Genomic DNA, 16,268 nt, shown 5'->3' with positions numbered 1-16,268 from the left:
AACGCACTCCTCAGATAGACAGCTTGTTAATGCGTTTGCCGCCGTACAACAGGTTGACGATGGCACGGGTGCCGACAATGGCGGTGAACATAGAGGTCGCCACACCGATACCGGTAGTGATCGCAAACCCTTTAATTGAACCAGTACCGACTGCGTAAAGAATAAGTACTTTGATCAACGTGGTGACGTTCGCATCGAAAATGGACGAAAACGCGCCCTGATAACCTTCGTGAATTGCCTGCTGCACCGAACGGCCATTGCTAAGCTCTTCTTTAATACGTTCGTTTATCAGAACGTTGGCGTCCACCGCGACCGCAAGGGTAAGCACGATCCCGGCAATCCCCGGCATTGTCAGCGTTGCACCAGGCAACAACGACATAATGCCGACAATTAACACCAGGTTGGCAATCAGCGCAGACGTGGCAATCAGACCAAACTTCTTATAGAAGAAGATCATAAAGATAATGGAAACCACCAGACCTGCCAGACATGCTTCCAGGCCCTGGGTGATGTTCTGCGAACCGAGTGTTGGGCCGATAGTACGTTCTTCAACAATCTGAATCGGCGCAATCAGCGCACCAGCACGCAGCAGCAAAGAAAGCTGACGCGCTTCGTTCGGGTTGCTGATACCGGTAATACGGAAGCTATTACCCAGGCGAGACTGGATGTTGGCAATGTTAATCACCTCTTCCTGTTTCACCAGCACCGCACGTCCGTTGGCATCTTTTTTACCGCTGTCTTTGTACTCCACAAACAAGGTCGCCATCGGCTTACCGATATTGTCCTTGGTGAAGTTAGACATGATGTTGCCACCCGCACTATCCAGCGAAATGTTCACCTGCGGTTGGTTGTACTCATCCTGGCTGGAAGTGGAGTCGGTGATATGGTCACCGGTCAGGATCACACGTTTGTACAGCACAACGGGCTGACCTTCGCGCGTTTGTTTCACTTCGGAGTCACCCGGTACGCGGCCAGCAGCGGCGGCGGAAGCATCCACACTGCTGTTAACGAGGCGGAATTCCAGCGTCGCGGTAGCGCCCAGAATCTCTTTCGCACGCGCCGTATCCTGAATACCCGGCAGCTCAACCACGATACGATCAGCGCCCTGGCGTTGTACCAGCGGCTCAGCCACGCCCAGTTGGTTTACACGGTTACGCAGGATATTGATGTTCTGCTGAACAGCATATTCGCGGGCTTCGCTCAGACGCGCATCGCTCATCACGGCGCGCAGTACGTTGTCGCCCTGATTGGAGATAACAAGATCGCGGTGGCGGGCTGTCAGGTAAGCATTCGCCTGATCGCGCGCCGCGCTGTCGCGGAACTGAATGCTCAGGCCATAGTTATCTTCCTTACGCACTGTGGTGTAAGGAATGCCTTTATCGCGCAGATCGCTGCGCAGGCTGTCCATGTTTTGTTCCTGCAGTTTACTGAGCGCTGTTTGCATATCCACTTCCATCAGGAAGTGCACACCGCCGCGCAGATCAAGGCCGAGTTTCATCGGTTCAGCTTTAATGGCGGTCAACCAGCGTGGTGTTGCCGGAGCAAGGTTAAGCGCGACAACGTACTGATCGCCTAACGCGCTAACCAGCACTTCGCGGGCGCGCAGCTGCGTATCAGTAGAATCGAAGCGAGCAAGAATCGCGCCCTCTTCCAGTGCCACAGACTTCGCGTTGATTTTTTCTTTTTGTAGATCGTTCTGGACCTGGATCAGCGTTTGCTCACTGGCGGCGACGCCGCGCACGCCAGTGATCTGAACAGCCGGATCCTCACCATACAGGTTGGGAAGTGCGTAAAGCAGGCCGACGATAATAACGACGACCAGCATAATGTACTTCCACAAAGGATAACGGTTTAACACGGCAGTTCCCTTTGGGAAAACAATAGATTACAGCGCCTTCATCGTGCCTTTCGGCAGAACGGCAGCTACGAAGTCACGTTTGATTACCACTTCGGTGGTGTCGTTCAGGGCGATTGCAATGTAGCCAGTGTCTGCTACTTTGGTCACGCGGCCGATCAGACCACCGTTGGTCAGCACTTCATCACCTTTGGCGATGGAGTCCATCAGCTTTTTATGCTCTTTTGTGCGTTTTTGTTGCGGGCGCAGGATCATGAAGTAAAAAATCAGACCGAACACCACCAGCATCGGAATCAACGTCCACTGGCTTTGGGCTGCCGGTGCGCCTGCTGCTGCTACCGCATCAGAAATAAAAAAGCTCATTCAAATTCCCTCATTATTAAATTAATCAACGTTCAAAGGTGGTACAGACCGCCCCTGACGCTGGTAAAAATCCGCGACGAAGCTCTCTAATTTACCCTCTTCGATAGCCTTGCGTAAACCAGCCATTAAACGCTGATAATACCGCAGGTTATGAATGGTATTGAGACGCGCGCCCAATATTTCGTTGCAACGGTCGAGATGATGCAAGTAAGCAAGAGAGTAATTGCGACAGGTATAACAATCACACTCGCTATCAAGCGGGCCAGTATCGCTTTTATATTTCGCGTTACGGATTTTCACCACGCCATTGGTCACAAAAAGGTGACCATTACGGGCGTTGCGCGTCGGCATTACGCAGTCGAACATATCAATGCCGCGTCGCACGCCTTCAACCAGATCTTCTGGTTTACCGACGCCCATCAGGTATCGTGGTTTGTCTGCGGGGATTTGCGGGCAGACATGCTCCAGAATGCGGTGCATATCTTCTTTCGGTTCGCCCACAGCCAGACCGCCGACAGCGTAGCCATCAAAGCCAATCTCTACCAGACCTTTGACCGAGATATCGCGTAAATCTTCGTAAACGCTGCCCTGAATAATACCGAACAGCGCGTTTTTGTTATCCAGCCCATCAAAACGCTCACGGCTGCGTTTCGCCCAGCGCAGAGACATCTCCATCGAGCGCTTTGCGTAATCCCAGTCCGCCGGATACGGCGTACATTCGTCAAAGATCATCACGATATCGGAGCCGAGATCGTACTGAATCTCCATCGATTTTTCGGGATCGAGGAAAATAGGATCGCCGTTGATCGGATTACGGAAGTGCACGCCCGCTTCGGTGATCTTGCGGATGTCGCCAAGGCTGAACACCTGGAAACCGCCGGAATCGGTGAGGATAGGGCCTTTCCACTGCATAAAGTCGTGCAGATCGCCGTGCAGCTTCATGATCTCCTGACCCGGACGCAGCCACAGGTGGAAGGTGTTGCCGAGGATAATCTGCGCGCCGGTGGCTTCAACTTCTTCCGGCGTCATCCCTTTTACGGTGCCGTAAGTGCCCACAGGCATAAACGCTGGCGTTTCAACCACGCCGCGATCAAACACCAGACGACCGCGGCGGGCGCGTCCGTCAGTGGTATCCAGTTCAAATTTCATTTCTTCTCCAGCCAGAAAGACAGTCTGACGTTTAAAACCAGCGCCGCGGACCTATTCCCCGACGCGTTCAAAAATGGCTTGCGGATTGTACGTGATAAACATCGCATCCCCGTAACTAAAAAAGCGATATTTCTCCGCAACTGCGGCGCGGTACGCATTCATGGTGTTCTGGTATCCGGCGAAGGCAGAAACCAGCATGATCAGCGTCGATTCCGGCAGGTGGAAGTTGGTGACCAGCGCATCAATCACCCGGTACTGATAACCCGGATAAATGAAAATTTGCGTATCACCGAAAAACGGCTCAATGAGATCTTTTTTGGCTGCCTGCGCGGCGCTTTCCAGCGAACGCACGGACGTGGTACCTACGGCGACAACCCGGTTGCCGCGCGCTTTTGCCGCCAGTACCGCGTCAACAACCTCCTGCGGTACTTCGGCGTACTCGGAATGCATAATGTGGTCTTCAATGCTGTCTACGCGCACCGGCTGGAAAGTTCCCGCCCCCACATGCAGCGTCACAAACGCCATCTCAATGCCTTTAATACGCAGACGCTCAAGCAGTGGCTCATCAAAATGCAGGCCCGCCGTCGGCGCGGCAACCGCGCCAGGCTTCTGGCTGTAGACGGTCTGGTAAAGCTCGCGGTCCGCCTCTTCATCCGGGCGGTCAATATAGGGCGGCAGCGGCATATGGCCGATTGCGTTAAGAATATCCAGCACCGGGCGTTCGTCGTGGAATTCCACTTCAAACAACGCATCGTGGCGCGCCACCATCGTCGCCTGAATATCTTCCGCGTCGCCCAGTAGCAGTTCCGCGCCCGGCTTTGGCGCTTTGGAAGCGCGAATATGTGCCAGAATACGCTTATCGTCGAGCATACGCTCAACCAGCACTTCAATCTTGCCGCCGCTGGCTTTACGGCCGAACAGGCGCGCCGGGATCACGCGGGTGTTATTGAACACCAGCAGATCGCCGGGGTTGAGCTTATCGAGCAAATCGGTGAAAGTACCGTGCGTCAGCGCGCCTGTTGGGCCATCCAGCGACAGTAAGCGGCAACTGCTGCGCTCAGGCTGCGGATAGTGGGCAATCAGGGATTCAGGCAATTCAAAGGAAAAATCGGCAACGCGCATGACACTAACTCGATACATATTTAAGAGGCGGGTAGTCTAGTGCCCACGCCCCTTCGCTGCAACCGTTAGCCGCTTTTGGACAAACAATAAGCATGAATTTTTTAGCACACCTGCACTTAGCCCATCTTGCCGAAAGCTCATTGCCCGGCAACCTGCTGGCGGATTTTGTTCGCGGCAACCCGGAAAGCCTCTATCCGGCGGATATTGTCGAAGGAATTCATATGCATCGCCGTATTGATGTGATGACCGACAACTTGCCGGAAGTGAAAACCGCCCGCGAGTGGTTCCGCCCGCAAACCCGGAGGGTCGCGCCGATAACCCTGGATGTGATGTGGGATCATTTCCTTTCGCGACACTGGGCGCAAATCTCGCCGGATTTCCCGCTGAATGATTTTGTTCACTATGCCCATGCGCAGGTGGCGACCATCCTGCCCGACTCTCCACCACGATTTATTAATTTGAACAATTACCTTTGGTCTGAGCGCTGGCTGGAGCGCTACCGCGAGATGGCCTTTATCCAGAATGTGCTTAACGGCATGGCCAACCGTCGCCCGCGGCTGGACGCACTGCGTGACTCCTGGCAGGATCTGGACGCCAACTACGCCGCGCTGGAGTCGCAATTCTGGGAATTCTATCCGCGTATGATGGCGCAGGCCAAAGATCAGCAGCTTTAATTCTTGCACTGACGGCGCGTTGCGCTATGTTGGAAAGCGTTATTGCAGAAACAATCGATAGATAAAACCTATACCAGCGATTGTCAATGGCGCTTTGAGCTACCCTACCCCTCTCCCTATACTGGCCCGCGTTGCGTTCTATTAACCTTGTAAATCACAGGAGTACATATGGTACTGGTTACTCGTCAGGCACCGGATTTTACTGCCGCAGCCGTTCTGGGCAGCGGTGAAATTGTTGAAAACTTCAACTTCAAACAGCACACCAACGGTAAAGCGACCGTGCTGTTCTTCTGGCCGATGGACTTCACCTTCGTTTGCCCGTCTGAACTGATCGCGTTCGACAAACGTTACGAAGAGTTCAAAAGCCGCGGTGTGGAAGTGGTTGGCGTCTCTTTCGACTCCGAGTTTGTTCACAACGCATGGCGTAACACGCCGGTTGAGAAAGGCGGCATCGGCGCGGTGAAATACGCGATGGTCGCTGATATCAAACGTGAAATTCAGCAGGCTTACGGCATCGAGCACCCGGACGCGGGCGTTGCCCTGCGTGGTTCTTTCCTGATCGACAAAAACGGCATCGTGCGCCACCAGGTCGTCAATGACCTGCCGCTGGGCCGTAACATCGATGAAATGCTGCGCATGGTTGACGCGCTGCAGTTCCACGAAGAGCACGGCGAAGTGTGCCCGGCGCAGTGGGAAAAAGGCAAAGAAGGGATGAACGCCTCTCCGGACGGCGTGGCAAAATACCTGAGCGAAAACGTCTCCAGCCTGTAATTGGCTGCATTGATAAAGGCCCGCACTGCGGGCCTTTTTTATGGCTAATTCAAACCAACATCAGTATGCGTCGCCATCAACAAGTCTGGATCGACCGCATTGTTTTTAGATGACGAACTAACACCACGAGCCGCCGCGGCTTGCCGGGTTCCGCGCACTGTTCAGGGGCGAAATCAATGTCGCCCGCTGAAAAAGCGGATCGTTATTTGCCTGTTTTCACTTCACGCCAGATACGCAGCGCCATCCATACCAGCACCGCTACCCCCAACAGTAAGACACCCCACACCAGCACTGTTTTCCACGTCTGCTGTCGCTCTGCCGGTGATGTTGCCGTTAACCGCTCCCCGCCGCCAAGTGCCACACGATCCTGCACCAGCACTTCCGGTATCGCCGTAAGATCGAGCTGTTTACGCAGCGCTTCCGGGATCAATCCGTCCATTGTCACCGCAGCAGGCGCCGCTGCCCGGTTACCCCACGCCAGCATGAACGGCCCCTTGCCCTGCGCATTAAAGACCAACGATTGTCGGTCGCGGCTGCCGGTCACCAGTGGCAATGCTTCGGGGAAACGGGCATCAAGCGTGGTGATGCGCACCGCTTGCACAACATCTCCTGGCAGGTTGAGCGGCGCGGAAACACGCCCATTAAGCGCCCACAGCACCGTTTTACTTAATGGTTTCCACTCATCACTGGCGCTGCTGCGCCAGTCAATCGCCACCGGCAACACGCCCTCTTGCGCAAGCCTTACCGACAGTGCGCTTAATGGCTGCGGTTGCGCCCATTGATACTGTGCTTCGGTCTGGGAAATCCGTTGTTCGTGGCCTGTCATCTCCACCTGTTCCAGCGGCGTTGGCTCACTGCCTGGCCGCGCGGTGACCTGCGTAATCGTCACAGGCAGAGTCGGGTTATCAAATACCATCAGCAAGTAACGTACGCCATCGGCGGGCATCGGTTGATCGAGGTTAATCTGATCGAGCTTCAGCCGATCGCTGCCGCTTGCCAGTTCCATCACCGGCGCGTCGTTCTGCAACGTTGTCCAGTTGCGCATATCGCTGCTGAAAAAGAGCGTCACTTTGCCACGCCAGTTTTTTACAGGTTCTGACCAGGCCAGCTTCAGCTGCGCGAGATTAAAGCTTTCCGGCGTATTTTCCGGGAACGCCAGCAAATAGCTCTGCCCGACCACTTCGTCAGGCTCGCCTTCAATACGAATATCGACGCCGGACGAGGAGTGCAAACGCACCACATGTTGCCCCTCTGTACCGGTGTCGACCGGCGACGTATCCAGCGGGAACACGCGCAGCGCAATGGGCTCAGGCTCACGCGCTGTGGCACGCTGCGTTTCCAGCGTAAACGGCACACGCTCGCCATCGTGGTTAAACACCCGCACGTCGCGCAGATCCGGCCAGGCGCTCTGCGCGTAAGTATCCTGTGGCAGATCGACACGATACCAGGATGCTGGTTGCGGTAGATCGAGTGTCGCGCCAAACGCGTAATCCTGCGGTGAATCCACAACAGCGTCACTGCCTGTCGCCACGCTTGCGGTTGTCACCAGTGCGGCCAGTAGTAATCCATGCCACTTTTTCATTGCTCTTCTCCCTTATCCTCTTCCCGCACGGCTTTTGGCGGCAAGGGTGAAAAGTACCCCACAATCAGCACCAAAACCGCCACGCCAATAAAAGCAATTGCACGCGAAAGCCCACCGCCGCCCGCGCTGTCTACCAGCATTAATTTAAGCAGCACCACGCCCAGCAACACACTGCCGCACAACCACTGCTGACGCGCATGCTGACGTGTGGCGCGGATCATCACCACCAGCGCGATCAACATCCAGAACAGCGCAAAACTGGTCTGGATCAATCGCGACTGCCACAAGCTTCCACTCTCCCAGGCCACATCGCCGTAGTAAGCCAGCAGGCGCAGTAACGCGCCGTTTAGCCACCAGAAACCAAGCGCCGCCATCACCCACGGACGCGCGCGCCAGAGTTGCGGCGCAACCGCCGGGTAGTGCGCTTCGGCAAAACGGCTGTACAGCCAGACGCCGATCAGCGCAAACGCCGCGCCCTCTTCCAGCGGGTTAATGACCGGCAGATACGGCATGCCCATCACCACCCCGTCGCCCAGATTGGCGTACACCAGCAAACACAGCAGCACAGAAACCAGCGGCAGCAGCCCCAACGCGCCATACAGCGCAGGCCAGATGCGCCACGGCCAGAACTGGCGGCGAATGGCCGCCAGCACCAACGCAATGACCACACCACTCGCGGCCATTGGCAGCCCGGTCTGCCAGGGTTCATTCCCCCATGCCAGCCCATCGACAAACCACCACAGCTCCGTACCAGCCGCCAGCAGCAATATCCACCACAGCGCGATATGCAGCCCTTGCGATACCCGCGCGGGTATCATCCCCGTTTCACGATAAAGCAGCAGCAACGCGGCAGGCAGTGCGACACACCAGGCCAGATTCGGCCAGCCCGCTGCCAGCAGATGCCCCTGGGTCATAATCTGCCAGACCAGCATGACTGCCATTCCCGGCCATAACAGCCAGCGGGCGTAGCCCAGCTCCGGCCATGTCCAGCGCAAGCTGCCCGCACGCCATAACCATACGGAAAGCGCCAGCAACGCCAGTACGCCGAAACCGTTATCGACGGAGGATGGCAGCATAGCCTGAGACGCGCCGCCGAGCGCAACCAGCCAAAACGCAATGCCGCCTACCAGCAGTAGCCAGCTGCCCTCTTGCCGCAGGCCACGCCACAACCAGGAGGCTGCCAGCCAGCAGCCGCTGAGCACAGCAAAGATCAGCAATGTCGATACGGCATTAATGCCGTCCGCCGCCGCCCACAGTGCGCTACACAGTGCCAGCAGCAGTAATGCGCTGCCGCTGTAGCTCATGCGGCGCAGATTTTGCTGCACGCCAAGCCACAAAATACCCAGCCCTTCCAGCGCCCAGGCCATCGCTGTCCAGCGCGCCGACAGCGCCAGCGGAATGGCGAGCGTGGCAAACGCGCCGCCGAGTGCCAGCGCCGCCAGCACCAGCGGTTTTGCGGTCGCAGGGAAGCGTTTGAGCGCCAGCAGCGCCAGCGCCAGGTAGAAGAGGCCAAAGCCCAGCGCGCTAAATGCCGGGCCATAATGCCAGTGTTGCGTGATGGCGTACTGCATACCAAAGCCCGCCAGCGGCGGCGCAAAGAGTAAGACACCATCGATAATGCGCTCGCCCCGGCGCTGCGCGCGCAGCGAAAGCGCCACGCTCAGTACACCGAAGATGAGAAGGTTAGCCATCAGGAACAGCTGGCAACTGAAGTAGAATTCCGGGCGATAGTTATCCATGCCCCACAGCCCGGCAACGCCGAAAGTGAAGACCATGCCGAGCAGGTTCAATTCGCGCCAGTGCTGCCAGACGCTGATGGCGAGGATCCCCACCGAAAGCAGCAGGTAAAACGAGAACAGCGCGACATGGCTGCCGCCGCCGGTAGAGAGCAGGATCGGCGCAAGATAGCCGCCAAGGCTTGCCAGCAGCGCCAGGCTTAGCGCTTTTTGCAGCACCGCCAGGCCAACGCTCGCCGCGCAGATAACGATTAACAGCACAAAGGCCAGCGTCATCGGCAGCATCTGCCATAAGCGAAACGCGCCAAACACGGTGAGATAAAGTGCGCCAACCGCACCGCCTTGTAGTATCAGCGCAAAGACCGTCTGTTTATGCCGCAGTCGCCAGCCAAGCCCGAGCAGCACCATCGCCACCAGCGCGACGGCGGCCAGCCGCAATTCGAGCGGGAATAACGCGTATTCCACGGTGTAGCGCAGCAGGAAAGAGAGGCCGATAAACAGCAGGATGACGCCCAGTTTTGCCAGCGGGTTGCCCTGAATAAACCAGCGTACCAGCGACGTTACCATTCCCCACGATGCGGTTTCCGGCGTTTTTGTGATTACAGCAGGTTCATCAATAGCAGGCGTAGACATCACCGGTGCGGGTGTTTCAGTTTTGCGTCCCCACGGGGTTTCCGCTGTGGAGGTCGGTTCGACTTTACGCCCCCATGGGTTTTCCGCCGGCGCGGCAGGTTGAGTGATGTCAGCCGGTTCGGTGGAATGCGCAATTTCAGCCGTCGCCACCGGAACCGGGGTTGGTTCGCGGCTTTCCGGCATCGCCGAAAACTGCCGTTCCAGTATGCTCAGCCGCTGACGCAGTTGTTGCAGTTCATTCTGGGTGGCAATGCTGCGCCGCCAGGCGGTGATAGCCACAATGGGCACCACCACCAGTGCCAGAAACAGCACCACCACGCCAAAGAGTAAAAGACCATCCATGTACTATCGCCTTCGCTAAAGGGGAGACGTAATGCCCGCCCCTTTTCGCGTGGCGATTCAGGCGGCGGACCAGACAGATGCGCTAATGGCTGAAAGCGTCAGCACATCATCCTGTAGCGTACCTGTACCTTCCTGAAGCCGCCAGCTTTTCCCCCGTAACAGCGGTGAATCCTCCAGCACAACTTCACAGGCTTCGCCGCGGTTAATGGCAACTAAAACCCGTTGCTGACGGTAAACGCGCAAAAATACCAGCACGTTGTCGTGCGCGTAAATCACCAGACAGCCGCCGTAGCGCAACGCTTGTGAACGTGAACGCAACTTCGCCATGCGCTGATAAAGCGCCAGCAGTTTGCTATCCTGGCGCTTTTTGTCCCACGGGAACGGCTTGCGGCAAAACGGATCGTTAGCGCCATCCAGCCCCACTTCGTCGCCGTAATAAATGCACGGCGTACCCGGCCAGCTAAACAGCCAGACCACCGCCAACGGTAAGCGCGCAATGTCTTTGCCGAGCACGGTTTTAAAGCGCGGCGTATCGTGGCTGTCGAGCTGGTTAAACATGCGTAATTGCTGCTGATGCGACAGCCCGGCGCGGTAGTTATCCATCCATGCCGCACAGGTTTGCGCATCAATTTTTTGCGGATCATAAGAGAGATCGGTCTTCGCCAGAAAAGCCCACACCGGCAGGGTAAAACCGCGATAGTTCATTGCTGCGTCTTCGGCATCCGCCTGCAGCCACTGTCGTGCATCGCCAAAATGTTCGCCAAAAACATACGCCTGCGGCTGAGTCTCTTTCGCCGCCTGTGTAATGCCCGTGACATGGCGCAAATTGTTACGCGCCCCGCCATCTTCGCCCAGCATATGCACCACATCCAGCCGCCAGCCATCCATATGCCACGGCGCTTTCAGCCAGTGGCGCACCACGCTCTCTTCTCCCTGATAAATTTCGTCCACGACCGCGGGCGACTGGTAATCGAGTTTTGGCAGGCTCGCATACCCCAGCCAGTCGCGGGCGTGGCCATTTTCGTCAAAGCTGAACCAGCTACGCCAGCGCGAATCCGGGTTGTGGCACGCACCGCCCGTTGCGCGGTTGTGCCGGTCAAACCAGGCATGGGAATCACCGGTGTGATTAAAGACGCCATCCAGAATCAGCTTCATGCCCGCCTCCAGCGTGTTGTGCCGCAGGCGCAGTAACGCCTCATCGCCGCCGAACTGCGGATCAACATGGCGATAATCTTCGGTGTCATATTTATGTACGCTGGGGGCGACAAATACCGGGTTGAGGTACAGCGCGGTGACGCCGAGCTTTTTCAGGTACGGCAGTTTTTCGCTGATGCCGTCAAGATCGCCGCCATAAAAGGTCGAACCGCCCGCGTCGCCAGTCAGCGGATCGTCCCATTCACGCATGACGATTGGCTGCCCGGCCGCATGGTGATGATAGATTTTGTCTTGATTTTCGCCGCGCGGCAGGCTGCGGGCAAAACGATCCGGGAAAATCTGATAGAACACCTGATCTGCCACCCATTGCGGCCCGCTGTCCGGCACATCAATGGCGAACTGCTCAAGCCGCGCGGGCGGAAAGTGGCTAAAACCCTGCGGCGTAAACCAGATCTGGCGGTTTTCCCATAGCAGTTTAAAGCTGTAGCGACGACGCGGCTGCCCGTTCGCGACATCGATCGCCGCCCGCCAGACCGTCACCCCATCGGCTGTCGGTTTGCGCGCGCGATGCATCACCACCGGCGTCTCTTCGTTATCGATTTCCGTGCGCAGCGTCACCCGCTCCGGCAGCGAGGTTCCGCTTAGCCAAAGGCTAATAACGACTTGATCTTGTTTCTGTTTCACAAACGGCGCGACGGGCAAATGCCATGCATTCAACATCAAAAAATCCCCTTTGCTCAAAATGACGCCACTCTTCCACAGCGATTCTCGCCCTGCCTCCTTCTTTCCACTTTTTTCCGGGGGTGAGAGAGAGGGCGCAGATGTGATCTGGCGAGATATTCACCAGGCATTTGCGTGAGATTTTCCACGCCCGCTTCGTGCTGATGCCCGAAGCCGCAGGCAAACGCGCTTTTTATACTGATAAAAACTATAGATGAATAAAGGGCTTAGTATGAGCAGCAAACCCGAGATCCTCGTCATCAGCGAAATCCCGCAGGCGATGATCGACACCCTCGAATGCCATTTCGTGGTGCATCGTTACTGGCAGCCCAATGCACAGACCCTGGTACGTGAACGCGCTTCTGCCATCCGTGGCGCCTTGACACGCGCTGCCAAAGGCATCAGTACCGCGCTGATAGAGCAGCTGCCGGCGCTGGAAGTGATCGCCGGTTTCGGTGTCGGCGTGGATGCCACCGATCTCGACATCTGCCGTCAACGCGGGATTCGCGTCAGCAACACGCCAAATGTGCTTAACGAATGCGTGGCCGATACCGGGCTGGCGTTAATGCTGGCCGTCACGCGGAAAATTTGCGAGGCCGATCGGTTTGCCCGCGCCGGCGAATGGGAACATGGCGTCTTTCCCGGCGCATGGAAGATGAGTGGCAAGCGCTGCGGCATTGTCGGCATGGGCAATATTGGGCATGACATCGCCCAACGCGCGGCAGCATTCAATATGCCGATCCACTATTTCAGCCCACGGGAAGCGCGCAATCGTCGCTGGCAGCGCCATAACTCGCTTACCTCGCTGGCAAACGCGGTCGATTTTCTGGTGCTCACCTTGCCAGGCGGTGCAACAACGCAGCACATTATCAACCGTGAAGTACTGGAAGCGCTGGGGCCAGAGGGCATTCTGGTCAATATTGCGCGCGGCAGCGTGGTGGATACCGGGGCGTTAATCGCTGTGCTTCAGGAAGGGAAACTACGCGGCGCCGGGCTGGATGTGTTTGAAGAGGAACCGCATATTCCGCCCGCGCTGCGCAGCCTGCAAAATGTGGTGTTATTGCCGCATATCGCCAGTAATACCGCCGAAACACGTCAGGCGATGGCAGATCTGACCATCAATAATCTGGTGAGCTATTTTACGCAAGGAAAACTGCTGACGCCGGTGGTTTAACCAGCGTCTGGCGAGACAATGCCGGACAAGCTAACGCTTATCCGGCACGGTTATCAGATTTTGCGGCGTTTAAACATCCAGCCAATCAGCAGCAGCACAATCCACGCGAAGCCGACATACAGCGAGATGCGGGTGTCCGGATGCCAGCCAATCAGCGCAATAATAAACACGAGGAAAATCAGCCCGGCGACGGTCGTAGCCACCCCGCCCGGGACTTTGAATTTCAGCGCTTTCACTTCATCAGCGGAGAGACGGCGACGAAAACCAATCTGTGAGAGCAGGATCATGATCCACACCCACACCGTGGCGAAGGTCGCCAGCGAGGCGATCACCAGGAAGACATTTTCCGGCATGATGTAGTTCAGATAGACCGCCAGCAGCAGCGCGACCGTCATCACCATCACCGTGACCCACGGAATACCGCGGCGCGAGGTTTTGGCGAACATCTTCGGCGCACTTCCCTGCTCTGCCATGCCGTGCAGCATCCGTCCGACACCGAACACATCGCTGTTAATGGCAGAAAGCGAGGCGGTCAACACCACAAAGTTAAGAATGCTGGCGGCAAAGGTGATGCCCATATGCTGGAAGGTCAGCACAAACGGACTGCCGTTAGTGCCTACCTGGTTCCATGGGTAAATGGACATAATCACGAACAGCGTCCCGACATAGAACACCAGGATGCGCAGCGGCACGGAGTTGATGGCGCGCGGGATCGACTTTTCCGGATCTTTCGCTTCGCCGGCGGTGATACCAATGATTTCAATACCGCCGTAGGCAAACATCACCATTTGCAGCGCCATTACCGTGCCGAGCCAGCCATTGCTAAAGAAGCCGCCGTGGCTCCACAAGTTGCTGATACCGGTCGGTTCCCCCCCGTTGCCAATGCCCCAGATGATGATGCCGAAACCAGCGACAATCATGATGATGATCGTGGCGACTTTAAAGAACGAGAACCAGAACTCCAGTTCGCCGAACACCTTCACGCTCATTAAGTTAATGGCGCAGATAATCAGCACCACGCTCAACACCCAAATCCAGTGCGGCACCGTCGGGAACCAGACGCCCATATAAATGCCAAACGCGGTCACATCGGCAATGGCGACAATCAGGATTTCAAAACAGTACGTCCAGCCGGTGATATAACCGGCCAGCGGGCCGAGGTTTTCCTGTGCGTAGCGAGAGAAGGAGCTGGCAGAAGGGTTATGCACGGACATTTCGCCCAGCGCACGCATAATGATATACGCGGCGACACCGCCAATAATGTAAGCCAGCAGCACGCTTGGCCCGGCCATTTTGATGGCGTCTGCGGAGCCGTAAAACAGCCCGGTGCCAATCGCTGAACCCAGCGCCATAAAGCGAATGTGGCGGGTGCTTAGCCCACGCTTCAGCTTATTAGTACTTTCCATCGTTTCCACTGCCATTATTCAACACAAAAATAAAAAACCACGGAGCGCGTACCCCGTGGTTAAACAAACCGTGTTTGCTGCTGTTAATGCGCGCTGGATGTCACTTGTCGTCCTGCGGCGCGATCCCAGATTGCGGCCAGAATCACCATCACCAGCCCTGGCATCAACCAGGCAAGCCCCTGCTCCGCCAGCGGCAAGCGCTGTGTCCAGGCAGGAAGGTGTTCAGCAAACGCGGAGGCTTTCACGCCGTCAAGGATACCAAAAAGCAGGCTGATAAACATGGTCGGCGCAATAACGCGTGTTGAACTGTTCCAGAAGGAGCGGGTAAAACTCAGCACCACCAGTACGATACAGGGCGGGTAGATCATCGTCAGCACCGGAATCGAAATCTGAATCAGGTGGCTCAACCCAAGGTTGGAGACCGCCATTGAGAAGATACCCAGAATAAACACCAGCGCACGGTAAGAGAGCGGCAGATACTGCGCGAAAAACTCAGCACAGGCGCAGGTCAGGCCAACCGCCGTCACCAGGCAGGCGATGAAAATCAGCGCCGCCAGCAGGAAGCTGCCCGCACCGCCAAAGGTGTGTTGCACGTAAGCATGCAGAATGGCGGCGCCGTTGGCAGACTGCTCAACCAGCGAAGAGCTGTCTGAACCCAGGCGGAACAGCGCCAGATACAGCAGCGTCAGACCCACGCCCGCCATCAGGCCAGCCCAAACGGTGTAACGGGTCAGCAAACGCGCTTCGGTCACGCCGCGCGAACGCGCCGCATTGACAATCACGATGCCAAAGACCATTGCGCCCAGCGTATCCATCGTCAGGTAGCCGTTGACGAAACCGTTGGAGAAAGAGGCGTTCTGGTAGGCGTCCAGCGCGTGACTGATGGAGCCAGCCGGCCAGACAATCGCGGCGATCGAGAGGATAGTCAGCGCGATGATTTTCAACGGGGCAAGGAAGTTACCCACGGTATCAAGCAGTTTGCCCGGATAGAGCGATACCAGGATCACCAGCGCGAAATACACCACGCTGTAAATCAGCAGCGGCATCGCGCCTTCGCCGGTCAGCGGTGCAATGCCGACTTCAAACGACACGGTTGCCGTACGCGGCGTCGCAAACAGTGGCCCAACCGCCAGGTAGCAAACCGTCGCCAGCAGCACACCCGCCACTTTACCAATCGGTGTGCTCAGGCTATCGACGCCACCCCCCACTTTCGCCAGCGCGATAACGGTAAGCACCGGCAACCCCACAGCGGTAATCAGAAAGCCAAATGCCGCCGTCCAGACGTGTTCACCCGCCTGTAAGCCGACCATCGGAGGAAAAATGATATTACCTGCGCCAACGAAGAGGGCAAAGGTCATAAAGCCCAGAGCAACAATGTCTCGTGGTTTTAAGTGATGGGTCATAAGTTTTACTGCCTGTGGATGTGGTGTCGTAAAGTGATGAATTATTGGCCTTTCCCGACCGAACAATAAAACGCCAATTGCGTGAAAATTCAGCGGGAAATGCTTTATCTACAACGTGGCGAAGAATAGTTTTTCGATTTACCACGTGAACACAGTCGGTCTGACAATGTATGGGGCGCAATT

At 56.6% G+C, this 16,268-nt stretch carries 12 protein-coding genes; 3 read left to right on the top strand and 9 right to left on the bottom strand.

Annotation, left to right across the window (positions count from 1 at the left end; genetic code table 11):
- Positions 1-10 precede the first annotated feature (10 nt).
- Genes secD through queA form a run of 4 tightly spaced genes read right to left on the bottom strand, consistent with a single transcriptional unit; the run spans position 11 to position 4,489 of the window.
- On the bottom strand, positions 11-1,858 hold the full coding sequence (gene secD, locus IP581_RS04955; protein ID WP_071925261.1) for a protein translocase subunit SecD: 1,848 nt from the start codon (positions 1,856-1,858) through the stop codon (positions 11-13).
- Between the two features lie 27 nt (positions 1,859-1,885).
- A complete protein-coding gene (yajC, locus tag IP581_RS04950) occupies positions 1,886-2,218 on the bottom strand; it encodes a preprotein translocase subunit YajC (RefSeq protein WP_020456740.1) in 333 nt (110 codons plus the stop codon).
- Positions 2,219-2,239: 21 nt separating this feature from the next.
- Positions 2,240-3,367, bottom strand: coding sequence for a tRNA guanosine(34) transglycosylase Tgt (gene tgt / locus IP581_RS04945; protein WP_193821887.1), 1,128 nt, complete (start codon positions 3,365-3,367; stop codon positions 2,240-2,242).
- A gap of 51 nt (positions 3,368-3,418) precedes the next feature.
- Complete coding sequence (gene queA / locus IP581_RS04940) at positions 3,419-4,489, bottom strand: tRNA preQ1(34) S-adenosylmethionine ribosyltransferase-isomerase QueA (RefSeq protein WP_193821886.1); 1,071 nt, start codon at positions 4,487-4,489, stop codon at positions 3,419-3,421.
- Positions 4,490-4,581: 92 nt separating this feature from the next.
- On the opposite strand from queA, the gene acpH reads away from it, so the two are divergent.
- Both acpH and IP581_RS04930 read left to right on the top strand, forming a co-directional pair.
- Positions 4,582-5,163, top strand: coding sequence for an ACP phosphodiesterase (acpH, locus tag IP581_RS04935; protein WP_097401401.1), 582 nt, complete (start codon positions 4,582-4,584; stop codon positions 5,161-5,163).
- A gap of 168 nt (positions 5,164-5,331) precedes the next feature.
- Positions 5,332-5,934, top strand: coding sequence for a peroxiredoxin C (locus IP581_RS04930; RefSeq protein WP_017458841.1), 603 nt, complete (start codon positions 5,332-5,334; stop codon positions 5,932-5,934).
- A gap of 202 nt (positions 5,935-6,136) precedes the next feature.
- Here the strand turns inward: IP581_RS04930 and IP581_RS04925 are convergent, their stop codons facing one another.
- From IP581_RS04925 to malZ, 3 genes are read right to left on the bottom strand one after another with little or no spacing between them, the layout of a single operon-like run.
- The gene (locus IP581_RS04925) at positions 6,137-7,516 is read right to left on the bottom strand and encodes a DUF3999 family protein (protein WP_193821885.1); all 1,380 of its coding nucleotides are present in this window, start codon (positions 7,514-7,516) and stop codon (positions 6,137-6,139) included.
- The gene (locus IP581_RS04920) at positions 7,513-10,227 is read right to left on the bottom strand and encodes a DUF2339 domain-containing protein (RefSeq protein WP_193821884.1); all 2,715 of its coding nucleotides are present in this window, start codon (positions 10,225-10,227) and stop codon (positions 7,513-7,515) included. Before IP581_RS04920 ends, IP581_RS04925 begins: the two co-directional genes overlap by 4 nt.
- A gap of 57 nt (positions 10,228-10,284) precedes the next feature.
- Positions 10,285-12,102, bottom strand: a complete 1,818-nt coding sequence (gene malZ / locus IP581_RS04915; protein WP_193821883.1) for a maltodextrin glucosidase — start codon at positions 12,100-12,102, stop codon at positions 10,285-10,287.
- Positions 12,103-12,334: 232 nt separating this feature from the next.
- On the opposite strand from malZ, the gene IP581_RS04910 reads away from it, so the two are divergent.
- A complete protein-coding gene (locus IP581_RS04910; protein WP_228007815.1) occupies positions 12,335-13,276 on the top strand; it encodes a 2-hydroxyacid dehydrogenase in 942 nt (313 codons plus the stop codon).
- A gap of 53 nt (positions 13,277-13,329) precedes the next feature.
- Here the strand turns inward: IP581_RS04910 and proY are convergent, their stop codons facing one another.
- Positions 13,330-14,682, bottom strand: a complete 1,353-nt coding sequence (gene proY, locus IP581_RS04905) for a proline-specific permease ProY (protein WP_193821881.1) — start codon at positions 14,680-14,682, stop codon at positions 13,330-13,332.
- Positions 14,683-14,765: 83 nt separating this feature from the next.
- On the bottom strand, positions 14,766-16,085 hold the full coding sequence (gene brnQ / locus IP581_RS04900) for a branched-chain amino acid transporter carrier protein BrnQ (protein WP_086873224.1): 1,320 nt from the start codon (positions 16,083-16,085) through the stop codon (positions 14,766-14,768).
- Positions 16,086-16,268: the final 183 nt, after the last annotated feature.

The organism is Kosakonia pseudosacchari, from assembly GCF_015167415.1.
Lineage (GTDB): Bacteria > Pseudomonadota > Gammaproteobacteria > Enterobacterales > Enterobacteriaceae > Kosakonia > Kosakonia pseudosacchari.
This window is presented reverse-complemented; position numbering and strand designations above follow the sequence as displayed.

Bases quoted from the DNA above. Each gene is read 5' to 3' on its own strand.
- yajC (WP_020456740.1), bottom strand. From the start codon at position 2,218: ATGAGCTTTTTTATTTCTGATGCGGTAGCAGCAGCAGGCGCACCGGCA.
- tgt (WP_193821887.1), bottom strand. From the start codon at position 3,367: ATGAAATTTGAACTGGATACCACTGACGGACGCGCCCGCCGCGGTCGT.
- queA (WP_193821886.1), bottom strand. From the start codon at position 4,489: ATGCGCGTTGCCGATTTTTCCTTTGAATTGCCTGAATCCCTGATTGCC.
- acpH (WP_097401401.1), top strand. From the start codon at position 4,582: ATGAATTTTTTAGCACACCTGCACTTAGCCCATCTTGCCGAAAGCTCA.
- IP581_RS04930 (WP_017458841.1), top strand. From the start codon at position 5,332: ATGGTACTGGTTACTCGTCAGGCACCGGATTTTACTGCCGCAGCCGTT.
- IP581_RS04925 (WP_193821885.1), bottom strand. From the start codon at position 7,516: ATGAAAAAGTGGCATGGATTACTACTGGCCGCACTGGTGACAACCGCA.
- IP581_RS04920 (WP_193821884.1), bottom strand. From the start codon at position 10,227: ATGGATGGTCTTTTACTCTTTGGCGTGGTGGTGCTGTTTCTGGCACTG.
- malZ (WP_193821883.1), bottom strand. From the start codon at position 12,102: ATGTTGAATGCATGGCATTTGCCCGTCGCGCCGTTTGTGAAACAGAAA.
- IP581_RS04910 (WP_228007815.1), top strand. From the start codon at position 12,335: ATGAGCAGCAAACCCGAGATCCTCGTCATCAGCGAAATCCCGCAGGCG.
- proY (WP_193821881.1), bottom strand. From the start codon at position 14,682: ATGGAAAGTACTAATAAGCTGAAGCGTGGGCTAAGCACCCGCCACATT.
- brnQ (WP_086873224.1), bottom strand. From the start codon at position 16,085: ATGACCCATCACTTAAAACCACGAGACATTGTTGCTCTGGGCTTTATG.